Origin of the sequence: Phyllobacterium sp. 628, assembly GCF_014189505.1 — a bacterium.
Taxonomy (GTDB): domain Bacteria; phylum Pseudomonadota; class Alphaproteobacteria; order Rhizobiales; family Rhizobiaceae; genus Phyllobacterium.
Map to the genome: position 1 here is coordinate 105,995 of NZ_CP050301.1, position 24,109 is coordinate 130,103.

The 24,109-nt window shown below is 53.2% G+C and carries 35 protein-coding genes and 1 tRNA gene; 11 read left to right on the forward strand and 25 right to left on the reverse strand.

The window, feature by feature from the left end; all coding sequences use genetic code 11:
• Nucleotides 1–140 precede the first annotated feature (140 nt).
• The gene (locus tag HB779_RS01970) at nt 141–1,094 is read right to left on the reverse strand and encodes a ring-cleaving dioxygenase (RefSeq protein ID WP_188344152.1); all 954 of its coding nucleotides are present in this window, start codon (nt 1,092–1,094) and stop codon (nt 141–143) included.
• A gap of 168 nt (nt 1,095–1,262) precedes the next feature.
• On the opposite strand from HB779_RS01970, the gene HB779_RS01975 reads away from it, so the two are divergent.
• Complete coding sequence (locus HB779_RS01975) at nt 1,263–2,210, forward strand: LysR family transcriptional regulator (RefSeq protein ID WP_188344153.1); 948 nt, start codon at nt 1,263–1,265, stop codon at nt 2,208–2,210.
• Nucleotides 2,211–2,408: 198 nt separating this feature from the next.
• The gene (locus HB779_RS01980; protein ID WP_091880272.1) at nt 2,409–2,684 is read left to right on the forward strand and encodes an HU family DNA-binding protein; all 276 of its coding nucleotides are present in this window, start codon (nt 2,409–2,411) and stop codon (nt 2,682–2,684) included.
• A 50-nt stretch (nt 2,685–2,734) separates the two neighbouring features.
• Here HB779_RS01980 and HB779_RS01985 read toward each other — a convergent pair whose 3' ends face one another.
• Entirely contained in the window at nt 2,735–3,208 is a 474-nt protein-coding gene (locus HB779_RS01985; protein WP_256440639.1) for a GNAT family N-acetyltransferase, read from the reverse strand.
• 49 nt (nt 3,209–3,257) lie between these two features.
• Nucleotides 3,258–3,710: an SRPBCC domain-containing protein gene (locus HB779_RS01990; RefSeq protein ID WP_188344155.1), complete on the reverse strand. Its 453-nt coding sequence runs from the start codon at nt 3,708–3,710 to the stop codon at nt 3,258–3,260.
• A gap of 321 nt (nt 3,711–4,031) precedes the next feature.
• Between HB779_RS01990 and HB779_RS01995 the strand changes: the two genes are divergently transcribed.
• Nucleotides 4,032–5,276: a murein L,D-transpeptidase family protein gene (locus HB779_RS01995; RefSeq protein ID WP_188345743.1), complete on the forward strand. Its 1,245-nt coding sequence runs from the start codon at nt 4,032–4,034 to the stop codon at nt 5,274–5,276.
• A gap of 33 nt (nt 5,277–5,309) precedes the next feature.
• Nucleotides 5,310–5,534 (forward strand): sulfurtransferase TusA family protein, encoded by a 225-nt coding sequence (locus tag HB779_RS02000; protein ID WP_188344156.1) that lies wholly within the window; start codon nt 5,310–5,312, stop codon nt 5,532–5,534.
• Nucleotides 5,535–5,716: 182 nt separating this feature from the next.
• On the opposite strand, the gene HB779_RS02005 is transcribed toward HB779_RS02000, so the two are convergent.
• Nucleotides 5,717–6,886 (reverse strand): GTP-binding protein, encoded by a 1,170-nt coding sequence (locus HB779_RS02005; protein WP_188344157.1) that lies wholly within the window; start codon nt 6,884–6,886, stop codon nt 5,717–5,719.
• Between the two features lie 24 nt (nt 6,887–6,910).
• On the reverse strand, nt 6,911–8,026 hold the full coding sequence (locus tag HB779_RS02010; RefSeq protein WP_188344158.1) for a D-alanyl-D-alanine carboxypeptidase family protein: 1,116 nt from the start codon (nt 8,024–8,026) through the stop codon (nt 6,911–6,913).
• Nucleotides 8,027–8,204: 178 nt separating this feature from the next.
• Here HB779_RS02010 and HB779_RS02015 point away from each other — a divergent pair, with 178 nt between their 5' ends.
• The 3 genes from HB779_RS02015 (at nt 8,205) to HB779_RS02025 (ending at nt 10,177) form a co-directional block, all read left to right on the forward strand.
• Complete coding sequence (locus HB779_RS02015) at nt 8,205–9,374, forward strand: M20 aminoacylase family protein (RefSeq protein ID WP_188344159.1); 1,170 nt, start codon at nt 8,205–8,207, stop codon at nt 9,372–9,374.
• Nucleotides 9,375–9,450: 76 nt separating this feature from the next.
• Nucleotides 9,451–9,527 (forward strand) — tRNA-Arg (locus tag HB779_RS02020).
• Between the two features lie 347 nt (nt 9,528–9,874).
• Entirely contained in the window at nt 9,875–10,177 is a 303-nt protein-coding gene (locus HB779_RS02025; RefSeq protein WP_188344160.1) for a hypothetical protein, read from the forward strand.
• Between the two features lie 525 nt (nt 10,178–10,702).
• Here the strand turns inward: HB779_RS02025 and HB779_RS02030 are convergent.
• The 13 genes from HB779_RS02030 to HB779_RS02090 all read right to left on the reverse strand — a co-directional run bounded on the left by HB779_RS02030 (nt 10,703) and on the right by HB779_RS02090 (nt 19,865).
• Nucleotides 10,703–11,086, reverse strand: a complete 384-nt coding sequence (locus HB779_RS02030) for a hypothetical protein (RefSeq protein ID WP_188344161.1) — start codon at nt 11,084–11,086, stop codon at nt 10,703–10,705.
• A gap of 69 nt (nt 11,087–11,155) precedes the next feature.
• Complete coding sequence (locus HB779_RS02035) at nt 11,156–11,770, reverse strand: hypothetical protein (RefSeq protein WP_188344162.1); 615 nt, start codon at nt 11,768–11,770, stop codon at nt 11,156–11,158.
• 8 nt (nt 11,771–11,778) lie between these two features.
• The gene (locus HB779_RS02040; protein WP_188344163.1) at nt 11,779–12,984 is read right to left on the reverse strand and encodes a hypothetical protein; all 1,206 of its coding nucleotides are present in this window, start codon (nt 12,982–12,984) and stop codon (nt 11,779–11,781) included.
• A 20-nt stretch (nt 12,985–13,004) separates the two neighbouring features.
• Nucleotides 13,005–13,586 (reverse strand): hypothetical protein, encoded by a 582-nt coding sequence (locus tag HB779_RS02045; protein ID WP_188344164.1) that lies wholly within the window; start codon nt 13,584–13,586, stop codon nt 13,005–13,007.
• Nucleotides 13,586–13,873: a hypothetical protein gene (locus HB779_RS02050; protein ID WP_188344165.1), complete on the reverse strand. Its 288-nt coding sequence runs from the start codon at nt 13,871–13,873 to the stop codon at nt 13,586–13,588. Before HB779_RS02050 ends, HB779_RS02045 begins: the two co-directional genes overlap by 1 nt.
• A 114-nt stretch (nt 13,874–13,987) precedes the next feature.
• Complete coding sequence (locus HB779_RS02055; protein ID WP_188344166.1) at nt 13,988–15,706, reverse strand: hypothetical protein; 1,719 nt, start codon at nt 15,704–15,706, stop codon at nt 13,988–13,990.
• 10 nt (nt 15,707–15,716) lie between these two features.
• On the reverse strand, nt 15,717–15,896 hold the full coding sequence (locus HB779_RS02060; RefSeq protein WP_188344167.1) for a hypothetical protein: 180 nt from the start codon (nt 15,894–15,896) through the stop codon (nt 15,717–15,719).
• A complete protein-coding gene (locus HB779_RS02065; protein ID WP_188344168.1) occupies nt 15,896–16,177 on the reverse strand; it encodes a hypothetical protein in 282 nt (93 codons plus the stop codon). Before HB779_RS02065 ends, HB779_RS02060 begins: the two co-directional genes overlap by 1 nt.
• A gap of 2 nt (nt 16,178–16,179) precedes the next feature.
• Nucleotides 16,180–16,869, reverse strand: a complete 690-nt coding sequence (locus tag HB779_RS02070) for a hypothetical protein (protein WP_188344169.1) — start codon at nt 16,867–16,869, stop codon at nt 16,180–16,182.
• A gap of 13 nt (nt 16,870–16,882) precedes the next feature.
• A complete protein-coding gene (locus tag HB779_RS02075; RefSeq protein ID WP_188344170.1) occupies nt 16,883–17,170 on the reverse strand; it encodes a hypothetical protein in 288 nt (95 codons plus the stop codon).
• The gene (locus HB779_RS02080; protein WP_188344171.1) at nt 17,167–18,723 is read right to left on the reverse strand and encodes a hypothetical protein; all 1,557 of its coding nucleotides are present in this window, start codon (nt 18,721–18,723) and stop codon (nt 17,167–17,169) included. Before HB779_RS02080 ends, HB779_RS02075 begins: the two co-directional genes overlap by 4 nt.
• Entirely contained in the window at nt 18,720–19,112 is a 393-nt protein-coding gene (locus HB779_RS02085) for a hypothetical protein (RefSeq protein ID WP_188344172.1), read from the reverse strand. Before HB779_RS02085 ends, HB779_RS02080 begins: the two co-directional genes overlap by 4 nt.
• 108 nt (nt 19,113–19,220) lie before the next feature.
• Entirely contained in the window at nt 19,221–19,865 is a 645-nt protein-coding gene (locus tag HB779_RS02090; protein ID WP_188344173.1) for a recombinase family protein, read from the reverse strand.
• Nucleotides 19,866–20,093: 228 nt separating this feature from the next.
• Between HB779_RS02090 and HB779_RS02095 the strand changes: the two genes are divergently transcribed.
• The 4 genes from HB779_RS02095 to HB779_RS02110 all read left to right on the forward strand — a co-directional run bounded on the left by HB779_RS02095 (nt 20,094) and on the right by HB779_RS02110 (nt 22,085).
• Nucleotides 20,094–20,606 (forward strand): hypothetical protein, encoded by a 513-nt coding sequence (locus tag HB779_RS02095; RefSeq protein WP_188344174.1) that lies wholly within the window; start codon nt 20,094–20,096, stop codon nt 20,604–20,606.
• A gap of 172 nt (nt 20,607–20,778) precedes the next feature.
• Nucleotides 20,779–21,075, forward strand: a complete 297-nt coding sequence (locus HB779_RS02100; RefSeq protein WP_188344175.1) for a type II toxin-antitoxin system RelE/ParE family toxin — start codon at nt 20,779–20,781, stop codon at nt 21,073–21,075.
• Between the two features lie 6 nt (nt 21,076–21,081).
• On the forward strand, nt 21,082–21,402 hold the full coding sequence (locus HB779_RS02105; RefSeq protein WP_188344176.1) for an addiction module antidote protein: 321 nt from the start codon (nt 21,082–21,084) through the stop codon (nt 21,400–21,402).
• 380 nt (nt 21,403–21,782) lie between these two features.
• Entirely contained in the window at nt 21,783–22,085 is a 303-nt protein-coding gene (locus HB779_RS02110; protein WP_188344177.1) for a HigA family addiction module antitoxin, read from the forward strand.
• Here HB779_RS02110 and HB779_RS02115 read toward each other — a convergent pair.
• From HB779_RS02115 to HB779_RS02145, 7 genes are all read right to left on the reverse strand, one after another.
• Nucleotides 22,078–22,326, reverse strand: coding sequence for a DNA-binding protein (locus HB779_RS02115; protein ID WP_188344178.1), 249 nt, complete (start codon nt 22,324–22,326; stop codon nt 22,078–22,080). The genes HB779_RS02110 and HB779_RS02115 overlap by 8 nt on opposite strands.
• Nucleotides 22,323–22,622 (reverse strand): DUF6074 family protein, encoded by a 300-nt coding sequence (locus HB779_RS02120; protein WP_188344179.1) that lies wholly within the window; start codon nt 22,620–22,622, stop codon nt 22,323–22,325. Before HB779_RS02120 ends, HB779_RS02115 begins: the two co-directional genes overlap by 4 nt.
• A gap of 80 nt (nt 22,623–22,702) precedes the next feature.
• Entirely contained in the window at nt 22,703–23,239 is a 537-nt protein-coding gene (locus tag HB779_RS02125) for a hypothetical protein (protein ID WP_188344180.1), read from the reverse strand.
• The gene (locus HB779_RS02130) at nt 23,236–23,427 is read right to left on the reverse strand and encodes a hypothetical protein (protein WP_188344181.1); all 192 of its coding nucleotides are present in this window, start codon (nt 23,425–23,427) and stop codon (nt 23,236–23,238) included. The genes HB779_RS02125 and HB779_RS02130 overlap by 4 nt, the downstream gene beginning before the upstream one ends.
• Entirely contained in the window at nt 23,420–23,662 is a 243-nt protein-coding gene (locus HB779_RS02135; RefSeq protein ID WP_188344182.1) for a hypothetical protein, read from the reverse strand. The genes HB779_RS02130 and HB779_RS02135 overlap by 8 nt, the downstream gene beginning before the upstream one ends.
• A complete protein-coding gene (locus tag HB779_RS02140; protein WP_188344183.1) occupies nt 23,659–23,877 on the reverse strand; it encodes a hypothetical protein in 219 nt (72 codons plus the stop codon). The genes HB779_RS02135 and HB779_RS02140 overlap by 4 nt, the downstream gene beginning before the upstream one ends.
• Nucleotides 23,874–24,098, reverse strand: coding sequence for a hypothetical protein (locus HB779_RS02145; protein ID WP_188344184.1), 225 nt, complete (start codon nt 24,096–24,098; stop codon nt 23,874–23,876). The genes HB779_RS02140 and HB779_RS02145 overlap by 4 nt, the downstream gene beginning before the upstream one ends.
• Nucleotides 24,099–24,109 lie beyond the last annotated feature (11 nt).

A 24,109-nucleotide genomic window follows, 5' to 3' on the forward strand; every position in this document is an offset into this window, starting at 1 on the left:
CATCGGACTGGCAAACGTCCGGCTGTCGAAACGGCCTCAGGTCCATCGGTCCACGTGCCGTCAATGGGCACGTGGACCAAGCCAGTATACACACTTCAAACAGACAAGCTTGTCGAACCACGCTCCCCAAATGCCATCTGTTAAACCAGAGGCTTTAACCCGGCTTCTATCGAAGCCCGTTTGCCTTCAAGGAACGGCGGCAGGGACAGGCCCTCACCCAGCGTTTCCAGCGGCTCATCAACGGTGAAGCCCGGACCATCCGTAGCAATCTCAAACAGAATGCCGTTTGGCTCACGGAAATACAGCGAGCGGAAGTAATAGCGCTCGACCTCACCGCTTGATGGCATGCGGAAGCTCTTCAGACGCTCCGTCCATTCATGCAATTGCTGCACATCCGGCGCGCGAAAAGCCACGTGATGCACGGCACCCGCACCCTGCCGGGCAACGGGAAGATCCGGTTGGACGGCCACATGCAATTCGGCTGCGGGTCCGCCTTCTCCCATGGAAAAGACATGAACGTGACCAGCACCGTCTGGCGATGGATAGGTATTGGTCTGACGCATATTCATCACGTGCAGAAGAATAGCTTCCGTATTGGTGATGTCAGGCACGCTGATGGTGATCGGACCAAGGCCCCGGATCTGATGTTCAGCCGGAACCGGGCTTCTGTCCCAAGGATGCGAAGGAGCTGCCCCACCATCATTGATCAGGCGAAACCGCTGGCCTTCACCATCTTCAAAATCGAGCGAGTCATATCCGCCAATCTCGGCGATATCCCCGGACTTTACGCTAAGTTCTGTAAACCGGGCTCTCCACCAATCGAGGCTGGCTTTGCTGCCCACGCGTAAACCCGTACGCGAAATGCTGTGTGTACCGCGCCGCTCCGGGCCAACCGGCCAATCAAAGAAGGTCAAATCCGTGCCTGGCGTTGCCTCGCCATCGGCATAGAACAGATGGTAAGCGCTGGTGTCGTCCTGATTGACTGTCTTTTTTACCAGCCGCAGTCCTAGGGTTTGCGTATAGAAGCGCAGATTCTCCGGCGCATTGGCCGTGATAGCAGTCAGGTGGTGGATACCTGTCAATTGTAAAGTCATCGAAGCCTCCTGAATTGGATTGCAAGGCGTTCATTCGCCGTTGGGGTGAATATCTGCGCTGTTGGCCGGAAAATAAACAGCGGTTCTGCCCAACTCATGTTCTGAAAAATCGAACCAAAATCACAAATCTGTCTTTTATGGCGGAGATTAGTCCTTTATAGCAGAACCATGAAGTGGCGCTTTGAAGACCTGCTGACATTTCTGGACGTGATGGATACCGGCAGCATTACGCTGAGTGCCGCCCGGCTCAATCTGTCAAAATCCGTCATCAGCAAACGCATTACTGATCTGGAGGCAGCGCTTGGAACCGAACTGTTCCAGCGCTCGCCCCGAAAATTGCTGGCTACCGACAATGCGCGTGCGTTTGTTGAACGCATCAGGCCTCTCGTGCGCGACATTCTGGAAGCGGCTGATACCGTGGGCGAACGGTACAGCGCCATTCGGGGCACATTGCGCATTACCGCACCCATGACATTTGGCACACTTTATCTCAGCCGGATGATCGCGGACTTCGCCCGGCAATATCCCGAGCTTGAAATCGCTGTCGAACTCGATGACCGCATGGTCGATCTGGTGCGCGGCGGCTTCGACGTGGGTATTCGCATCGGCATTCTGAAAGATTCAAGCCTGATTGCCCGCAAACTTTGCAACGATCCGCGTGTCATATGCTGCAGCCCGGATTTTGCAGCAGCAAACGGCCTGCCGCAAAGTCTTGAACAACTCAGCTCCTTCGCCTGCATTGATTATTCCAATGTCAACACCAGCCAGCTCTGGCAATTTGAAAATCCGGATTCGCCGAATGAGCCAATTTCGGTTGCCATGCATGGACGTATCGTCGACAACAATGGTGAAGCCATGCGCGATATGGCCATCGCCGGTTTGGGGCTGGTCCTGCTCCCCATGTTCATCTGCGCCGATGCCCTGCGCAATGGCACACTCATTCCGGTGCTGCCGGATGCCAAGCCATTGCCGTACAAAATATACGCGGTCTATCCGCCAACACGGCATGTTTCAGCCAAAGTGAGAACCTTTATCGACCATCTCAAGCGCCATATTGGTGAGCCTCCCCTCTGGCAGATGACCGACCTGTTACAGCCTGAACAGAGCGAGACCTGAAGAATCAGCCAGCGAATCACTCTGCTGGATTTGTGCGCCCGATCAGGCCCCGATTTGGAAATTCATAGCCGGATTTGCAAAACACCCTGTAAACACTGGGTATAAACCCCGAAAATGCGTGCTATTCCTGATGACAGGGCGGGAAACGCGTGCCATACAGACGCCTTCGATCAACGAATATACTGAGGAAACCGCCAAATGAATACGTCCGATCTTATCGAGAAGCTCGTCGCTGATCAGGGTCTTACAAAGGTTCAGTCCAAGGCGATTGTTGATAGCGTTCTTAAGGGCATCACCGATGCCGTCGTCGCAGGCGACGAAGTTTCGCTGCCAGGCTTCGGCAAGTTCAAGGTACAGTCGCGCGCCGCTCGCGAAGGCCGTAACCCTGCAACTGGCGCAACGATCAAGATCGCAGCTTCCAAGAAGGTTGCCTTCCAGCCTGCTAAGGCTCTGAAGGATGCCCTCAACGGCTAATTGCCGTTTTTGGTGATTTCAGAAAAGGCGGTGCTTCGGCGCCGCCTTTTTTATTGGCTCATATTCCGTTCGAACCTGTACAGGATAACACGGTCGCCATCTTCAACAAATTCATCAATTGGTCTAAAGCCAGCCGCCTCGGATGCTCTTATTGCCGTGACGTTCTGCGCATTGTGCGAGATATAGGCAAAGCGCTCTTCGTTGAAATGCGGAAAGGCAATCTGCGACAAATATTGTTTCAGCATGCGTTGTCCAAAGCCTCTGCCAAGATAAGCAGGCTCGCCGATGAACAGATCGAGGCTGATCCCATGGTCGAGGCCGGGCAACTCAGCCCAATCCTCATAATCGACGTTTCTATAGCATTGCAGATAACCGAAAGGCTGTTCGCCATAATAGGAAATATGGCAGATATCCGGCGTTTCGCCGGTGAACAGCGGCCCATACTCCTCTGCCACCTCACGCGGCGTAATGGGGTCCAGTTGATAAAACGCGCGCACATGCGATGTCATCAGCCATCGTGCCATCAACGGCAGATAAGATAGTGATGCCGGACGGAAGGTGATTGCAGGGTTTTCAGCCACCCTGGTTCACCGCCATTTGATTGACAAATCGCGTCAGGCTGTCGAGCGCTCCGTCCCAGCCTTCCGCATGCCGGTCGCGCGCGGCGACGTCGTGGAACTTTTCGTGGATCAGCGTCAGCAATGTACCATCGGCGACACCCTTCAGCACCAGCGTCACCAGCGACTCGCGATCGGGCAAGGTGATCCAGACCCAGGTAAACGCCAGACGTTCCTCAACAATGACTTCGCAGTAGATGCCGCTGATATCATGCTGCTCGCGGTCAGGCGTTTGAAAGACAATGTGGAATTTCCCACCAACGCGCGGTTCTGCCTCCGCTTTCAGCGTTTTGGCGCCTGCCGGTCCCCACCAACGCACAATCATGGAAGGATCGGTCCACGCCGCCCAAACGAGGCTGGGCGGCGCCTTCAGATGACGTTTGAGCATCAGAGAAGGTGCAACAGCCATTCTTTCTCTCCCTAAAGAGGCGCGAAACGTCATTGGATGTCGGTCGGGACATGTTACTTGATGATCACCAGCGCTTTATGTCAATGCTGCGTTTTACTGGTAATGTGACCATGCAATATCCGCCACCTCTGGAAAAACAGTGCATTTTGCCATAAAACCGCCCTGTCTTTATCGCAGGTGACATCTGCGTGATTGAGCAATTTCATCCGTTGCAGTAAGTCTTTATCAACTATAACGGATGCAAATATGATGCTGTGGGCGGCAATCCACGCGATTTCGACAGGTTTAACGCGACAAGGCAAACTGGTAACAGCTGCGAAGATGAAAATACCAACGCATATCCTTGCACCTCTTCTTTTGACTCTGTTCCTGGCGGGCTGTCAGGGCTCATCGGTCGAAGACCTTGCGCCAAAGTCTGAAAAGCAGCTGTCCGAAAAGCTGGTCAAGCTGATGAAGACCAAGGGTATGAGCATGACCGCGCCGGTCATGGTGCGCATCTTCAAGGAAGAAAGCGTGCTTGAAGTGTGGAAGCGGAAAGACAATGGCCGCTACGACATCGTCACCAGCTACAAAATCTGCAAGTGGTCCGGCAAGCTTGGTCCGAAATTCATTGAAGGTGACCGCCAGGCACCGGAAGGCTTCTATTCGGTACGCCCGGGACAGATGAACCCGAAATCCAGCTATTACCTTTCTTTCAATACCGGTTTCCCCAACGCGCTTGACAGCGCACTCGGCCGTACTGGCGCTAATCTGATGGTGCATGGCGCATGCTCGTCATCCGGCTGCTATTCCATGACAGACGCTCAAGTGCAGGAAATCTATGCCTTCGCGCGTGATGCTTTCAAAGGCGGACAGGACTCCATCCAGCTGCAGGCATTTCCGTTCCGTATGACCGCTGCCAACATGGCGCGTTACAAGGACGATCCCAACTACCCCTTCTGGAAGAACCTGAAAGAAGGTTACGACCATTTCGAGATCACCAAAGTGCCACCGAAGGTGGATGTGTGCGAGAAGAAATATGTCTTCAACAACACAACCGACCCGAATGCGCCGATCGCAGCAACGGCAACCTGTCCGCCAATGCAGCAACCCGAAACACTCAAGATGGCTTACCAGAGCTATCAGACCACCTATGACGCAGCATTCACATCCATGGCCGGCAAAGGCAGCATCCAGCCGCCAAGCCGGTCTATTCAGGGTTTGAACGAAGCCAAGATCATTGCTGAATGGAGCGCCCGGCGCTCACGCGGTGAACGGGTCACGCAGGAACCACCGTCATTGTCTCCGCAGGACAAGGATGCCGCGCTGAAGCCACAGGTTATGGTTCGCCTTGCATCAGCAGTCGCAGCCGATAAGGCGCGCGAAGAGCGTGATGCCAGCAAGAGACATCGCATGACCGTTGCCGCCATACCGGCCACAACCGCATCGACAGCCAATCAGGTTGCAGCAAATGTTGCACCGGCTGCACAGACACCAATACCCGCTGCTGCTCCTGCCCAAGTGCAGGACGTCGCGGCACCCGCCGAACCGGCAAAGAAGGCCTGGTGGAAGATCATCGGCAATTGAGCATTTCGCGTTGTTGCACCCGGAGTGCTCGTCATGTCAGCTGATATCTATGATTTGCGCGGCCTGAACTGCCCGCTGCCGGTTCTGAAAACCCGAAAACGCCTGGAGACCATGCCCGCAGGTACACGTCTTTGGGTAGAAACCAGCGATCCACTTGCTGTTATCGACATGCCCAATTTCTGCGTCACAGATGGCCATCAACTTATTGAAACGGTGACAATCGATGGCGGTCACCGCTTCCACATCGAGCGCGGATAGACTTTAATCTGCAAAAACTGCGGTGCGTGGTTCGACAAGCTCACCATGAGGGAGAGTGTTGGCTGCAATTCCACTCGGAAACATTACAGAATTTGGCTCCCTGCAATCCTCCATCTCCCTCATGGTGAGCTTGTCGAACCACGCATCGCATGTCCTGCACCGCCCAAATAAATGGGATGCGTCTAGATTTTCATGCCCGGTATCGACAGCGGATTGTCGAACAAAGCAGCGCGATCCGGTGTATCGATTTTTGGTTCGTTGAGGAACGCGCTGAAAAGCTGCATCACGTAGCTTTCCGGCAAATCCTTCACAATCATCACCAGACGTGTTTCGCGCACCGCATCGGGCCATCCCGCCAACCGGACAGGAGGGTGAAAAATCTGCTGCACACCATGGATAACCAGCGGACGCTCCGGATCGTCAGCCAATTGCACAATGCCTTTGACGCGTAAAAGCTTCTCTCCATGCGCCGAACGCAACAGGTCGAGAAACATCTCAAAGCTCGAGCGGCTTACCGGTTTATCGTGTTTCAATGAGAAAGACCGTATCGCCGCATCGTGCCGGTTTACATCGTGATGATGGTGGTGGTGGTGGTGATCATCATGTGAATGATCGTGATCATGGTGGTGGGCATGGTGATCCACCTCCTCGCGCTCATGGTCGCGATCACGATAGGCTTCAGCCTTCAACCAGCGTTGCACATCGATGGTCTTTGTCTCAGGGTTATAGACACCGCATTCAAACAGCGCCGCATAACCTGTCCGCTCGTCGCCAACATCAATGAGATCAGCACCGGGATTAAGCGCCCGCAGACGGGCCCGCAGTGCCGGTAGCCCGGCCGCGGCTTCCGGCAAATCCGTCTTTGTCAAAACAATACGATCGGCAACCGCCGCCTGCTTGACGGCCTCTTCATGGACGTCAAGCGTCGCCATGCCATTGACCGCATCAACAGTGGTGATGACCCCATCCACGCGGAAAGCCTGCAACAATACAGGGTGCCCCATAATTGCGTGCAGGACAGGTGCAGGATCGGCAAGGCCGGTCGTCTCAATGATCACACGCTTCAGGCTTTTCAATTGCCCCGTCTGTACCCGGTCAATCAGATCGGCCAGCGTGTCCACCAGTTCGCCGCGAACCGTGCAGCAGAGACAGCCATCGGACAGTTCGATAACGCCGTCGCTGGCCTTTTCCACCAGCAGGTGATCGATACCCACGTCACCAAACTCGTTGATGATGACAGCCGTATCGGCAAGGGCTGGATCTTTCAACAAGCGGTTGAGCAAGGTGGTCTTGCCCGACCCCAGAAATCCCGTGAGCACAGAAACCGGAATAGGGGCGAGAAGACCACTCATGATAATTTCCTAATGTTGTTTATTTCAATTGACTGTTTTCGCAGCGTCGGCGGCATCAGTCACCGATGCACGCTCAGGCCGCGGAATTGGAATCGGAATACGGCTTAAATCAATGCCTTTTGAATTGGTCTTGGAAGGAAGCAGCGCCACCAGCTCTGCCTTTGGGTCGTGATCCATCCGGTACATATAGGGTGAGCCCTGTATCATATGCCCTTCCGCATCCTTGCCGTCCCAGCTGTCGGAAGCCGCAGCTTCCTTCGAACAGACAGACGGACGCATATTCATGGCCACGTCGCGTGTTGCGGGGCCATATGGCTGCAACGCTTCCAGGGTCATTCCTGTCCCGCGCGTCTCGAACCCTTTGGCCAGTAATTCCGCAGCCTTGGTGGCGCGGCGCTCCTGTTTCAACTCGCCCAGAACAATGGTGACGATATTCCGGCCATCGCGCGTCGCCGAACCAACCAGATTGAAACCGGAAGGGCAGACAAAGCCTGTTTTCATACCGTCAGCGCCTTGAAACCGGCCGATCAAAGCGTTGAAATTCGCCTGAATCTTGTTACCCGTATCAATAGCTTCAATGTCGAAATAATGCATGTATTGCGGAAACTCATGACGCATCTGCACGGTCAGCACGGCAAGATCGCGTGCTGTCGTATAATGATCGTCCGAATGCAGGCCATTGGGATTCATGAAATGCGAGCCATACATCCCCAGACGTTTGGCTTCTGCATTCATCAGCACGGCAAACTTTTCGGATGAACCGCCCAAAGTCTCGCCGACAGCCATGGCAACGTCATTTGCCGATTTCACCATCAGGATCTTAAGGGCATTATCCAGGGTCAGCTGTGACCCTGCTTTGTAGCCCATTTTGCTCGGCGGCTCTTTTGCCGCACGTGCCGTCATCTTGATCGGCGTGTCGAGTGTAATCTGCCCGGACTCTATCATGCGGAATGCCACGTAAGCCGTCATCAGCTTGGTCAAAGACGCCGGATACCAGCGTTGAAACGCATCTTCCTGTGACAAAATCTCGCCGGTACCGACATCAACAGTGATATTTGGGCCCGCAACAGCCGCTGTCGATACACCCGCAATGGTTGACACCACGCAGCCCGAGAGAAAGAGTGCTACAGTTTTCCGCATTCCAGATATCCAGCCTGTCTGTATAAAGAACCAGGGAAATGGCCTTGTGAATTCATTGCCGGGCTTCCCGCCGGGTCGCAATGGCCTTATCTACCCTATGTGGCAGGCAAAAGGCAAAACACCTTTATCCTGTTCACTGAATTGTCAGATTTTATTTGCACGTGGAGTTGAACCAGATATGCCCTTGCTCAATCGCGCCATCGAAATGCAGGAAGAGGTTTCGCAGTGGCGTCGCCATTTGCATGAAAATCCCGAGCTGATGTTCGATGTCCATGAGACCGCACAATTTGTTGCGGACAAGCTGCATGCATTTGGCGTGGATGAAATCGTCACCGGCATTGGTCAGACCGGTGTTGTCGGTATCATTCATGGCCGTCACGGCGAAGGTCAGACAGTGGGCTTGCGCTCCGACATGGACGCTCTCCCCCTGACGGAAATCACCGGCAAAACCTGGGCTTCCCGAAATCCGGGTAAAATGCACGCCTGCGGGCATGATGGTCATACGGCCATGCTGCTTGGTGCAGCGCAATACCTTGCCGAAACACGCAATTTCAAAGGCTCCGTCGCAGTGATCTTCCAACCTGCGGAAGAAGGTGGCGGCGGTGGGCGCGAAATGGTCAAGGAAGGTATGATGGAACGGTTTTCCATCTCCGAAGTCTATGGCATGCACAACATTCCCGGCCTGCCTATCGGCCAGTTCGCCATTCGCAAGGGACCGATCATGGCGGCGACGGATGAGTTCACCATCACCATCGAAGGCCGGGGCGGCCACGCGGCCCAGCCACACCGGACAATCGACCCTGTCGTGATTGGCGCGCAGCTTGTCAACGCTTTGCAGACCATCGTATCACGTGGCACAGACCCGCTGGATTCAGTCGTGCTTTCCGTCACAAAATTCCATGCGGGCGATGCCCACAATATCATCCCGCAAAAGGCGGAACTTGCCGGCACGATACGCACCCTTCGTCCGGAGATGCGTGATTTTGCCGAAAAGCGGCTACGCGAAACCGCGGAAGGTATCGCGACCGCGCTCGGCGCTGTGGCGAAGATCGATTATGATCGCAACTATCCGGTGACCTTCAACCATGATCAGGAAACCGAGTTTGCTGCCCGCACCGCCCAGAGCGTTGCCGGCACCAATGCGGTCAATCTGGAAGTCGCCCCGATGATGGCCGGCGAGGATTTTTCCTACATGCTGGAAGCACGGCCCGGCGCGTTCATCTTCATCGGCAACGGCGAAAGCGCTTCGCTCCATAATCCCGCTTATGATTTCAACGATGATGTTATTCCGCATGGCATCAGCTATTGGGTACAACTGGCGGAAAGCGCTCTGCCTGCTGCATCCTGATATTCATCAGGGTGCCGGTATTTCCTGCATCTTGAGACTTGGCGGCCACGCGGAAAAACAGTATGTCTGGCCGCATGGTCCCGTAGCTCAGTAGGATAGAGCGACAGATTCCTAATCTGTAGGCCACTGGTTCGAATCCAGTCGGGATCACCAATACTTTCAATGACTTATCATAACGTCGTGCTTGGTTTCATGTCGCGTCATGTTGCAACTGAGTATCATTGATTTCAAACGATTTTCACAGGTGCGCGGCGAATCTACGCGACATGAATGCGACATGGAATGAAAGATGATGGATAAAGTTGTTTGGACCAGAGCACAAATCCGATCCGCTGCGGTTGTAGCCAAAGAACAGAATGTCTGTATTAGCTTGAACGCTGATGGTTCGTTCGAGGTGTCACCGCACGTGCCAGCCGACAAGGTCAGACCTCAGACGATCCAGCCTCCAGAGAAGAAACTGGTGCGATTTTGAGGGCCGAAGAATCTTTTGGTAGACGATAATGAATGACGATCCGAATGATCTTGGTTTGATGACCCTCAAGGAGGCGTGCGAAAAGCTGCTTGGCGGACGCTTAACGCCTTCATCTCTCCGCACCGAAGCCGAGAAGGGCAATCTTGAAATCATCCAGATTGCACGAAAGGACTTCGTGACCAAGGAAGGCATTCGAGAGATGGTAGAGAAATGCCGTAGCAAGCCTACAGCGCGCGCTCCGGTCGTCATGGCTCCGCGTGCCCCGGTGTTTGATGGTAAAGCTGCCCAGGCCGCTCTATTCCACCAACTGAACAAGAAGAAAAATAAGTGACCCGTACTGCTGTAATTCCTGTTGGTTGCTGGCCGCCTAGGATGCCAGCAGAGATCGCAGCAGGCTACGTCGGTGAGCGCACTGCAGAAGCGTTCTTGAAGCTTGTCGGCACCGAATACCCTAAACCCGTCGTCGACAGTGGCAGCGGCAAAGGGCGGCGGATGATATGGGCGAAGGCTGACTTGGATCGCGCCCTTGGGATTCCGCCAGGCTATACCAACGACCCAGATCCGCCCGAGGCTGAATAATGAAAGAGAATAAACTATCGAGCGTTCCGCGACTGGCACTTAATCGCATGGAAGTAGCAATTGCGATCGGAGTGGCCCCGAACACAGTTGATGAGATGGTCAAGGAGGGTGTGCTTCCGCGACCGCGCAAATGGCACACGCGGAAGTTCTGGCTGATATCCGAAATTGAGGCAGCCATGAACGAATGGCCGGCGGATGGTGAGGTTGAAGCGGATCCAAGAGACTGGAGAGCGTCGGTATGAGCGGAAGCGGATTAAGAGCCGACTGCCCGTAGGCCCTAGTCGTTAAGCTTCAAGAATTCAGCCTCTGGAACCACAAAACGTTCTACGGTCATGTCCTCAACCGTATGACCGCGGTCGCGTGCTCCTATAAGAAGCTTTTTCCAAGCGTCGCTAGAGTATGGACTAAGGGCTGGTTCGCATTCGACGATTATTTCCTGCACTTTGCCGATCTTCGGTTCGCTTGCGAAACCAGCAGTTTCCGGATGTGTCAGGCGCCACCAAACATTGCGCACAATAACATCTTCTCCGAACGGCTCGCGTTTGTCTGGTCTTTGGATTGAGATGTACTCGCCTGTGCGGGGCACTTCGGGAAGATCGAAATCTAGGGAATAGTCAGGCTGCAATTTTCCGACTTCACGAATCACGACTGTAATCTTCATATCCCACTCCCCAATTGTTAGCGTTCTAGCCAAGCATGATGGGTACAAACATGCAAGGTAGGGTTGTCTCTATGCCGCTTTCGCCTCGCGCATATACCGCTGTACAGCCCCATAGCTGATGCCAGACTCGTCTTTTACCCATGGTATGAAGTGGCCACGGGGCAAATCGGCTTTGATCTGGATGAGTTTGCGGCCGAGCCTGATACGTTCGACCTGGCGCAGATGCTTTCCCTTGTACTGCTTGGGCAGCTTACTTTTGATTGACGGGGCTGAATCCAATTTGGCCATCCGCTGATTGCTGTAATGGGTGAGCATCAGATAGATAGCGCCGGCCAGCGCAAACCGCGCGTGCACTTTGCCGCGAAGCTGGCTGATCGTTGCCATGATAGGGCCAAGAGGTATCTTGTCCCACCATTCCAACCACTCACTGGTATGGTTCTCCACCCAGTCTGGACACGCCAGTATTAGGTCGCTGGTGGCGTACAGCGAGGTTTCGTCAATCAGACAATTATTATCACGGGTTTCCGCCAGAGTTGTCAGCACCATGCGGAAATGACCTTCGCCATATTTGTTCAGGATTCTCTCCATCGTGGCGACAGCACGTGTTTGCCCCGGCTGGGGAAGTACGTTGGCTGGCACGATCTCAAGATCATATTCGGCACACACAGCGCGTACATCAATCATGGTTTACCTCAGATGTATGAAACGTCAGTCGGTGCAGGCATTGCCCGTCCGTCAAAAGACGAAGATGAATTGCTCCATGCGCCATTGCTGGCCATGTGCTGACTAACCGCCTTTGCCAGTGTCCGGCCATCCAACTGGATCGATGTGTGCAACGTCGTGTTCTGGTTGGCTGGCGGTGCGGGAGGTACATAACTCGCCGGATCGGGACGGAACAAACTTGGCCCGCCAGGTCCACGCTGAACCCTTGGCTTGAACGGCTCGAAGTTCGAAATTCCCGATGCTGCGCCGGAGATCATGCCAGCAATGGAAGCAACGAGCGCTTTCATCTTCTCGATGAAGCTGACGATTGCGGCATAAATTCCATCAAAGATTTCAACGACCCCATGCCAATTAATGGCCACCACAGCAGCGATGGCTGTTCCAACCGCCGCTATCGCGCCAACAATCAAACCACCGGGAGCCAACGCAGCGGCAGCAACAATTACACCTACCGTGCCAACGGCAGCCAATCCAATACCGAGACCAATCAAGGCTTCTCCGACAAGCTTGATCGTGCCCGGATTATTGTTTGCGAACTTACCGATTGCCTGAAACACCGAAGTGAGGTCTTTCATGATAGGAATAGCAGCCTGCGCCAACGGACCGCCGATCGCCTCCGTCATCGACTTGAATTGCTCCCGAAACGCCTTGTCCACAAACGTCGGATTGCGCTGCAGTGAATCGTCATACGCCTTATCAACGGGACTGGCGCGTTTCCACAACTCGCTGTCTTTTTCAATCTGCTCCTTGAAGCTCGGATCAGAAAACATCGTCAACATGCGGGTCGTATTGCGGTTTCGACCTATTTTTGCAAGGTAAGAATCCATGACATCCTGGTCACCACCCGTCGCTTTCGACAACCCTGGATTGACGTAATTCTGAACCCATTTGTAAGGGTCCTTCATGCCCATATCATATCCGATGATGGCGCCAGGTTCTGCGTTAACGCGCCCTCCCTTATCGACGCTGACTTTGGATGTATTGATAAGTCCGGCCGTGGAAAGTGCTTCGTACTGCTGCTTGGACATCGTACCGGCACCGCTCAGCAACTGGTAGAGGCTCATTAAAGCTGTGCCCGCTGTATCGCCGCCCAAATCAGATGCGACTACAGCACCTGCACCGGTTAGAAACTCTGGACTTGCTTTGATCCAAGACACGCCGCCGCGTTTAGCCATCGTTTGGAAAGTATCGGCGGTTAGCTTCCCCCGGAGCCGATAATGTCCTGAGCAAGTGCGCTTGCAAGTTTCGACGATCCCTCCGGATCACTAATCGTGGTGCCGCGCATTTCCATTGCCCGCCACAAGGCGAAGCCAGATCCGCTTACGTCTTTCCCCAAGGCATTTGCAATAATGGCGTCAAGCTTGATCGCAAATGGGCTGCTGGCCTCAGCTTCCTTAATGCCCACAACAGATTGCATCTCGTTGAATGTCTTGAGATATTCACTTGCCGTCGCAGTGGGGATAGAGTTCGAAACATTATCGAAAAAATTCTTTTGAATTCTGAGAGTTTCATTCAGCGAAACGCCAGAACGTTGGAGTTTGTCCTGTTGATCAATGAGGCTTTTACCACCGTCGGCAAGCTTCATGACACCAGCAACAATGGCGCTCCCAGCGAGTGCGGCGCCGGCTCCGGCAATTGCCAAATTCCAACCCGAAAATGCTTTTTCTACGTCTTTGACTGATGCCTTAAGGCCAAGAAGGTCCTTTGCAATAAGCGCAAGCACAGGGCTCATCGAGTTGGCCAAGCTGATCTTGACACCAATTTGCCAAACATCCATTAGACTGACCTCACTCTGGTTATGATTTCTACATTCGTAGTGTGGGTTACTTCCGCCCCCGTATAGGCCTTCACAACTGCATCGATCGCAGCTTCCGCTTCTTCATTGGTGACGTTGAACCAACCATTTCCAACAGCCTCATGGACAAGGTTTCCATGTGCCAAACTTACCACCATCTGGGGGTCGCAACTAACGGCAAGGACATAGGCGACCTTAGCCTTAGGCAATGTCTGTGTAATCAATTCGATATCGCCAGTTAGGTTCGCTGTGGGAAAAATACCCACCATTGAGTCCATCCTCATAGCAACCACATATGAAATACACGGCGTAACCACTGCAGGCATGCAAGAAGTTGCAGCGCTCTTCCGAAGTGATTTAAGTATTTTGATACTCATATTGAATCACCCGTACGAACTGGTTGCGTCCACAGTGCCGGCAACAGAACCGGGGAAGAACATCGCCGAGCCGCCAGCGACTATGATTGAGTTCAATGTCCCGGAATACCTCTTGCCGGTCGCCGCTCCAGAGATTGACGCGCCTGTCCCAATCGCCAAACCGCCAGCGGTCACATTCACGAAAGCATTCGCGAAATTGGGTGTTCCGGTGAGCGTAATTGTTGCCTGTGTGACGTTAACGCCGGAGGCAAACTGGGAGTAAATGAAGGAATTGGAACTGCTGGTAATGGCAATTGGACCCTGCAGAAAGATGTAAGAGCCGCCACTGGTGAACGTGTGGGATACGGCGCAGCCTCCGAAGCTCATATTTTGGCTAACAATCTGCGAGGATTGAGCCGCGTTAAGACCAATTCCTTGGTTGAGACCGCCGCCTGTCGCGCCCAATTGAAAGCCGGCAACAGTGAAGTAAGCGCCATTTACGGCACTGAAACAGCAAGCATTTGTGGCGTTGATCGTCACATTTGTTGGAGTGGTTGGATTGCCGAGGAAAACAATGGACGATGCCGAAGTTTGCCCAGTACAAAAACCCGAACCGATCATTCCGGCATAGCCTGCACCGGTCGCAACGTTAACAGTCACAACAAAACCATTCAGATCGAGATTGTTCTGAATATAGTTCCAAGCGCGCTGCGTGGTGAGAAACGCAGTTCCAGATGTCAAACCGTTGTTACTATCTGACCCGGTAGTGGCGACATAGAGGTTCAGCGGACCGGTCAATCTTTGACGAACCGACGTATTGGTAATTCTGAACGACGTTCCGTCATAAATCAGATCGAGCATTTGCCCGGCCGTGACCGCTCCAGGTGCTACCGGCGAGCCGTCGCCATTCACAACAGGATAAACCAATAGAAAATTCACGTTCACGGTCATTGCGCCCGTATTGACCGCATTTGCCTTGGTCTGGAACCTGAAACCCGTATTAACAACCGTTGGAGCCGGGCCTAAACTGACCAAATATGCGTTGGCAGTTCCAAAATTCGGTGAATACGTCCATTGGCTGGCCTGCACCGCCAACGGTATCTGCGGGAGCGTTGGGAAATAGGGAGCAGTGCTGAGCGCAGTGATATTTCCACCAGTAATGGTCGTCTGACCCTGCGCGACAGTCACCACGTAAATCCCGGTATAACCAGCATCTGGTGCAGGTGTGGTCTGTGAACCCGTAGCGGCGGGAGAACCCGCCTTCAGTCCGACGACGCATGTGTTCTGTCGAACCGTGTTTTGCGCAATGCCCGTATTGTTTGGACCGGACCACGCAACGCTTGGATTGCTCGCATTGTAGTACGGCAGAATAACCGGTGTTCCGTCAGGCTCTGAAAAAGCGACCTGCACGAGGTAATTGATGGACTGGCCAACAGTCCCGGGAGGCGTGATAGTCAGCGTTGTGGTGGATTTGCTGATACCCTGCGCCGTAAACTGATTGGCATCAGTACCAAGCGAACCGTAAGGGATGCTATCGACGGTCTGGAACGAGTAAATTGCACCCGGCGCAACATTGACCTGCAACGACGCTGGAGACGTCGGCGTGACAGCAAGACCCACGACCTGAGTGTTGACGCCAATTGCTGACTGTGAAAGCCAGCCAACGCCATAATAGGCGTCTTTTGCAGCATTCAACTGGTCTGTTTCGAGCGGGATTGAACCCGGATAAACGATATGGCGATCCAAGGGATGACTCCTATTGCAAGTCCGTCGTATCGACGGCTTCCGCTAATTGGGTTTCAATTTTAAGATTTGCGCCATACTTGTAGGCGAGCGCCCAATACTGTCCTGGCACGATGAGTCCAGCCGTATCAGTAAAACTCACGTCACTTACGTCTGACACAGCCATCGTGTGGGCATCGATCAGCTCGGCCATCATTGCCTCACCGTGGTTGTTTGAAGGCGGGCTTTTTCCCAAATTTCGATGCGGTCAATATCGGAGTTCAATTTAGCCACTCCCTCTTTAAGTCTGGCCAAATCGCTATGAATCTTATCGACGTTCTCGATCAGACTGATAGTTTGATTGGCAAATTGCAGCGATTCAGCTGCGAGAGTTCTGCTCGTACCTTTGGCAAGAGGCATTGAAGCTAGGGATTTGATTAACTCATCCCTTAGCTGCCGCATGTCATCCAATACCGGCGGGCAATTGTTTGACATGATCATTCCCCCGCTTTCAGTTCTTCGAGGACCTGCGTCCATTCGCCAAACAGGTTAGGGGCAGGATCGCCACGCATCATGTCGGCCGTACCCGTAATTGTCTCGAGCCGCCGGAATAAATCTTGAGCACCGTGGCCTTGGCCCAGAGCCGTAATTCTATGATTTTCTTCGACTATCACCAGACGTCCGGCGTCGATCGATGCCATAAGTGGCACAAGCCTATGAATAAGCCCCTTTGCCTCATTTACCTCCGCTTCAAGCATGTCGATCAAAACGTGGTTTGCTGCGGTTGAAATAGGTAAATTCAAAGCACTTAAAGAGGTTGAGAGCTGAATCTGCTTGTTTCGCAGCGCATCGACCGCCGCTTCGCTGGCGGCGCTCTTGGCAACGGCGCCGGCAAGCTTTGTGTTGAGGGCGGCGCGTCCTTTCACGTCAACAGCAGGTGGTTCACCATTGGCACCCTGTTCGGCCCAAACTTGAGCAGCGGCGCGTTCCTTGGCGTCAAGGCTCCCAATCTCTGCCCGAATATCTGCTTCTTCTCGGGGCGTATTTTCAATCTTGTGAAGAGTTGAAACCACGCTCTGAATTTCGTCTGCCAAGGCGCGCCGGCGGTCGTAGAGCTCGGAAAGCTTGTCCTTATGTGAGGACTGAACCTCGACAGCTTCTTTTGGTTTAATTGCGGCAGTTGTCATAGTTTCCTCCGGATCAAATTGCAGCGCCGGAGACCGGATCGCGCCAGGTCTTGCCGTCAAAAATGATCAATTTGTTCAATGTGGTGTCGTGGAACTGTGTGCCTATCGGAGGGCTGAGGGGGCGTTGGGCGGTCGTGCCGGACCCGTTAGACGCTGTAGATACCCATCCATTTGCGATCATGATCAATCCATCAAAATCAGGAACATCAACTGTGGAGTTGGCGGCACATGAATACCGGCGACCATTCACGGTGATTGGATTGTGCAGGCCATTGCTTGGGGGAATAAGACGCATTGTCATGAATTATATCCTTCTGGATTTGAGGCGAGAGTCGGCAACATCCGCCGCTGACCGCTGGCGTATTCGACAGACCCGGGAGCATATTCCGGCAGGTCTGGTTTCGTTGGTTCGAGTTTTTGCTGGGCTTCAGCTTCCTGGCGCATAAGTTCAAAGAGACCTGACCCGGCGCCAAAGAACGTAGGAACGCACTCGATGAGTGCACCTGAAACTGAGTTCACCAAATCATCGTGAGCACCCGGAGCGTGATCAATTGAATCTTTTCCACCGCGCCCGGTTCGCCGTTCAAGACCGACGATCTGTGTAATCAGACGTTCGTTTTCAAGCAGTTCTACCCGGCCAGAGTTCAGTAGTGGCAGGAGATCTCGGTAGAGATCAGACTTTGGTCGCGCCGCTGGCTCGTAAATTATGCCGTGACTGCGAAATACCTCCCGTGGCCATTCTCCGGCATATCGGTCCCCAAGAATTCTGGTAATGCCGTATTCTTTTAAAACAGCAGCAAAATTCGCAACGACAGCCTTGGGACTGAACGGCGGTTTTTGTTCTAAAACGACATCAAGAACAGCAGTATTGGCGTTCTCGTGCGCGATAGCCAAAGTCATGGAATCGGCCGAACCGCCTGAAGGATCGACAAAGGCGACGTATTTAATGCCTGATACCGCGGGTCGCTCGGAAAGGCCCGGCGTGACGCAAGCGTCTACAATCTCGCGAGTTACAAATACTTCTACGTCGGTGCGAAATTCACCGCCATACTCAGCAATTGCCGAAGCGGCGTCGCGTCGAAATGCTCTATCGACCGTTTTTTGAGATAGTTCCGAATTAAAGGTTTTGGACGCACCCTTGGCTACTAGGACAGCAGGGTCACCATTTGGGCCATAATCAAGCTTAAAAGTCGCATACAATTCGCCGCGACGTGCATATGGGCTGGAGATGACAATCAGCGGTCCTCCGGTTGTAGCCATAGCTGGTCGAGCGGCGTTGAGAATTTCTTTATCTGGATTTCTAGACCCCTCAATTTGCCAAAAAGCGAGCTCGTCACCGATTACGGCTATAGCTGTCACTCCTCGAATGGTCCTGAAATTGGCAGGTTTGATCGAGATATCAACTTGAGTCGATAACTTGATGCATTCAGCTGTCGGTTCACCTTCCAACAATTCGGACAGGTTGGGGGAGTACTGAAGTACCCCGATTATGTGCTCAAAAACGCGGCTGGCTTGGCTTGTGTTCGACGCCAATACTGGAAGAGAAGCGCGTTCACCTCGGGCCAAACAATCTGTCCAGTCGATACATGTAGCTAGATAGCTTCCCAAAACCGCCGCTGCTCGCGTTTTTCCACTACGACGGCCAGCGATGGCCCAGAACTCTTCAACCGGCTCGTCGGGTTCATGGTCCCGATCAGTGACAAGCCGAAACAGTTCTCGTTCTTCCACAGTGAGCGCTTCACCCCGTGAGGCAAGGAGGAGGGCACGCCAGATTGCCCAGCTCTCGCCGGTAATGGCTTGGCCCAGCAGATTGTCATCTGCCAAAGCTTCTCTGAGGCTGATCAGCGCCTTCATGCAGCAGTCTTCCCGCGATTGAAGATATCCGACTGCGAACGACGAGTTTTCTTGCCTGTGGCTCTAACGCCCAGTTGCTTCAGCAAGCGAGCATGGAGGTTGGTGAGGCGCACTAGGCTTTCGTGATCAACCTGTTCGCCTCTGACGATCGACGATTGTAATTTCTCACTCTCGACTGTCACAGCAGCGAGTTGCCGGACGAGGGCGCGCTGTGGTTCGGTGAGCTTATCGGCGCCGCCTAGGTCATCAGCAAAGCTCATGCACAGGTCGCGGTAGCGACGGCCGAGCGCGCTTCTGTTGTCTACGCCATCGAGCAGCCACGATCCGTTGGATATCGCGGAACGATTGCGGGTCGAAGTGTCGATGATCGGTGAGTTAAAGGTGCTCATAAAACCCAAAATGCGCGGGTTTCGTTGGCAGATCAATGGTACATAGCACTGTTACGGTCTTCTACGTAGAAACCCGTTTCTATACGTTTATCAAATGCTTATGTTTATCTAACCAATGTTACGATCAAGGATACGCTTGATGGTCATTGCCTTCAATCCATGCGCTTCACCAATCTTCCGCAGGCTGTCACCGCTGGCCCTGGCGAGGTGCATTTGCCGAATAGTGGCCTGCTGTTCGGTGTTCTCGATAAGCCTTCCATCGACCACGTCATACCCGAAGGGCTTCTTGCCGCCCCCATAGACGCCCTGTGACGCAAGGTGGCGCTTGACCTCTCTAATCCTCTCTCGGATGCGCTCGCGCTCATTCTCGGCCACTGCAGACAGGATTGTGAAGACCAGCTTGGAGATGCCGTTGCCAGTGACGTCACCACCCAAGTCGATCATGACCAAGCCAGTGCTTTGAGCCTTCAGTTCCTCAAGTGTGGTGAGGGCATCCGATGCGCTGCGAAACATACGGTCCAGCTTGGGAGTGATGATGATGTCACCCTTGCCGACGGCGCCAAGTAACTGCTGACCCTGCGGTCTGTCGGACAACGGAACAGATCCGGAGACACCGGCCTCTACGAATGTTTCCGATACTGTCCAGCCTTGCATCATGGCATAGCCGACGATCTTTGCTTTCTGGGTTTCCAGGCTGTCACCCTTGGTTGCCTGCTCCGATGTGGAGACCCGAACATAACCGAAAACCTTCATCTCTTTGCACCGTTCTGTAACTTTGCTTTAGCAATGTTACAAAATATTCAATGTTACAGAGACCTGCAAGCTGTTTTTCTGATTGTTATCTTATTGGAAATTCTAAATAAAATTCTAACGGTCATTGGATGTTTGCGTTGGGCATATCGGGACACTAAAGGCGCATGACACCTTGATTTCACAGTCCATACCGGCTTGTCTGTGGTTGGGCATAAAGGGGAGGGTGAAATGAAACCGACAACAGCAATGACGACCAAGAAACTTAGAGGAACAGTACCTGGTGAACTGGTCAAGGTATTCGTGGGCAGTACATCCGTATTCGGAATTGTGATTGCGACAGACCCGAGAGTTCAGGTGATTGGGTTACTGCAGCCCGTTGGACACATTCCGTATGCGAGCCATGCAGATTTGAACCCTGAAAAAGGTTGTATTGCTTTTGGTCAGGATTGGGTTATTCGCCCCGTGCTTTCAGATGAAAGCTGGTTTGGGAACTCACAGTTCTTTGATTCACCAGGCTGCCTGTTTCTTTCTGGCGAGGAATATTTCACGGTGTTTAAGCAGTCACCAGACGATTACAACCACACGGAAATTACATTCAATCTTTCTGCATCGAAGATGGATACATTCCAGTCGTCTTCTGCAGTCCCGATCTCGAGTTGGGAGATATGGGAGAAGGAATCTGATCTTAGTGTACCTGGCGCAGCGCCATTGCTTACCGTCTCTGCTTGGTCAACGACGTAACAGTCAGGCGTTGACGGCCCTTTGCAAATATCTGCAAGCCGGGCGGGTATGGTTGCGCCACTGAGTGACATAGCCATAGGCTCCCTTGCAGTTGAACCGTTTGAGACTGTCTGATACCCCCTGAGACAATTCACCCCTTGTAAAGGTGTAGCCCATAGGATACGTAAGACACATGGTTGAGGTCAGACAGACCGATGTTTACTCCACATGGTTCGCAAAGCTCAAAGATCACAACGCACGTTCAAGGATTAACGTGCGGATACGTCGGCTGGAGCTTGGGAACCCTGGGAAGGTTGAGCCTGTTGGAGAAGGCGTTAGTGAACTCAAGATAGATTATGGGCCAGGCTACAGGGTCTACTACATCAACCGAGGCAACACAGTTGTTATTCTGCTATGCGGCGGCGACAAGTCCACACAAGACGAAGATATAAAGACCGCAAAGCAGATGGCGTCTGAAATTAAGGAGTAATGTATCATGGCTGTAATAATCAACAAATGGGACGTCACTGAACATCTCGAAAGCGAAGAGGCCATCTTCTCCTATATCAATGCAGCGCTTGAAGACGGCGACCCATCTCTAATTTCTGCTGCCGTTGGTGACGTTGCCCGCGCTAGAGGCATGACCCAAATTGCGAAGGACACAGGCCTTTCACGCGAGAGCCTTTATCGCTCGCTTGGCGTTGGAGGTAATCCAGAATTCGCGACCTTACTAAAGGTCTTTCAAGCTCTTGGCATCCAACTGAAGGCTGAGCCTACTCACGAAGTAGATCAACCCGACATGGTTGATTGCGATTAACGTCAATTCAAATAGTCGCACCATGTAAAGCCCCGGCCACGTGCCGGGGTTTTATTTTGCTCTCGACTTTTACGCTACACCTGACAATGATCTGATCAGCCGGATAAAATGGGGGATCGGTTAAATGATTGTCGCCTTACTGCTGATTATTGCTGGTCTGTTGTTTTGCTTTACAGGCGTGGGAGCCCTCATTGGAGTTCCGATGATAATTATAGGTTTCCTTATTATGCTGTTTAAGGGCACTGGCCGCGTTGGCTCCAGGTTGCTTCCCACCGGTCAGAAAAGCACGATGACTGCAAAACAGTCGTTTGTCCGCGTCCTCTGCGCAATAGTCGGCATACCGGCTGTTATATTCATCCTGTCATACGTGCAGCGCTAAGATGAATGTTCGCGAGCTAACCCATCCTGTCTCCCGCTGCCCGTCTCATCCCGGCGCATTGCTGGCCGACGTTATCGAAGCCACCGGCAAGACGAAGACCGAGATTGCTAACCTGCTCGGTATCTCCCGTCAGCAGCTCTATGACATCCTCGGCGAGGAGAAGCCTGTGTCTCCGACTGTTGCCGCACGTCTGGGCAAGATGTTCGGTGACGGCGCTGCTATCTGGCTGCGTATGCAGGCCGCATATGATGCTTGGCATGCCGAGCGTGACACGGATCTGAGTACTATTCCCACTCTCAAGTGATCTCCCTGCGCGGCGAGGCTCTCTTATTCCTGGCAGCCTTCCTGGCCTCCCTATCTTCCTGACCCGCTCTTTTTCGCTCCTCCAACCATTGGACCAGGTCGGCCTTGTCGGCACATACCGAGCGGCCCAACTTAAAGGTTGGAAGATTGCCTTGCTCGTCATGCCATGACGCTTGACGTGGAGTGAGTCCAAGAAAGCGCGCTATGGCCTTATGGCCGGTGAGGATGTCAGTATCGCTCATGCTGCGCCTCCCGGCCGGCTGCCGCGATAGGTGAGGCGAAGCATTTCTTCTCTCACACTTTCCCAGAACGCACCCAATTGCTCGTCTTGATCAGTCTCACTCACGCCGATGCGTTCCAACTGGCGTAGCAACGCATCTGTCACTTGATTCCGATAGAACTCGGCGTGGCGATCGGTGCTCTTTTCCAACAGCTTGAGCGCAACGTCGCGGACCTTTCCAACACGCCGATTCAGAGGAAAAGATACAAGTTTGCAAGGCTGTTGCCATGAGAATAAGGGGAGGTCAGTCGAGGACATGGTCGATCCTCCAGTCGCTGATATACATGGTAACTATAACTGTATGCTCTGGGCACACGATGATGTGGTCAAAACAAGGATTATCGTGTGCCACAGGCATACACTCCCCGTTGAATGGTATGCTCAGAGCGTACCAATTCTTTATTATGGTGTGCTTTGAGCGTGCCACTGGTGTGCTCAGGGCATACCGCTGATTTTTCCTTGGGTGGCTGCCACTTCATGAAATCTTTGGTTGGTCCGGACAAAACTCTGACAGGCAGGTCCACCGGTAATTCAGTCAACTCCCATCTGCTTGACCGACCAAAGCTTTCGCCCTCTTGATGAACCTTCCAGTCAAATGACCCCTTTTTGGTGGCCTTAATGAAGCCCTTCTGTTGAAGTCCAGCAAACGCGGCGGCAACTGGTTTGTTGCTGCATTGAAGCAATTTTTCGGCTTCGCGATGGGACATTGGGATGTCGCCGTTGTTGCTGCCGTTAAATCTACGCTTCAACTCGCAGTAGAGTGACTTTTCATAAACAGAAGCGTGGAGCCATGCGGTTGATTTCATGAACCATTCATACATTTGAAAATAACGGCCATCGTTAACCGATCGGCCTGTGGCATTGTGCTTCTTCATAGCGACCTCGCACGGATCAACTGAGCCATCTTGATTGCTTCACAGGCCTGCAATGGTGACAACCCGAAACGCTCGCGCAGCAGGGGTACCACGGGCTGGTTGATGTCACGTGGCGTAACGGCGTACCAGCGGGCAGCTTGCTCGACGATAGCACTGTGCTCGTGTTCGGGAGGGGTGAGGTCAGCCATTTGTGGCGCTCCTCTCCATCTGCTCAAGTGTCGCTCCAATGTCATCAATGTCGTGGAACCAATTCAGGTCACTTCCATCCTTGTTCCTGAGATAGAACATGAATACGGGAACGCCGCGCATATGGCTGATATTCTTTACGATGAGCTTGAGCCCCAGGCGTTTTGCGATCTTCTGGAAACCGCGATACTTTTCGACATTGTGGGGCCACGATACTTTGAAAAAGAGAGCACTCATGGCCGCACCTCGCCACCTTGAGCATCCCGGTGTTGACGCAGTGCTTCTTCCAATAGGGTGATGGTTTCGCGTAACTTGGCTTGCATGCTGCCCAGCAGCCAAGCGATAGATCCGGCGGTTTTGTCCGTTACCCTTCCATCCGCCAACACAACACTCGAAATGGCGAGGGTCTCGAGCACATCATAGACAGCGTCGATCTGAGCTTCGGTGATCATGGCTTCACCTCATCAAGCAGTTCCAAGGCTTCGGCCAACGCATCCAATGTCATTGCGGCAACTGCTTGGACAGCATTACAGTCGTCTCTGTTGAGCGATGCACCCGCCATCCATACGGCCTGGGACAGGTATTTGGCTTCATGAACCTTCTCAACGGCGTCGGCTAATCTGGAGGCGGTTGCACCTCGACTAGCGTATGTGATATCAACTGGATTGTTCATTTGATTTTCCT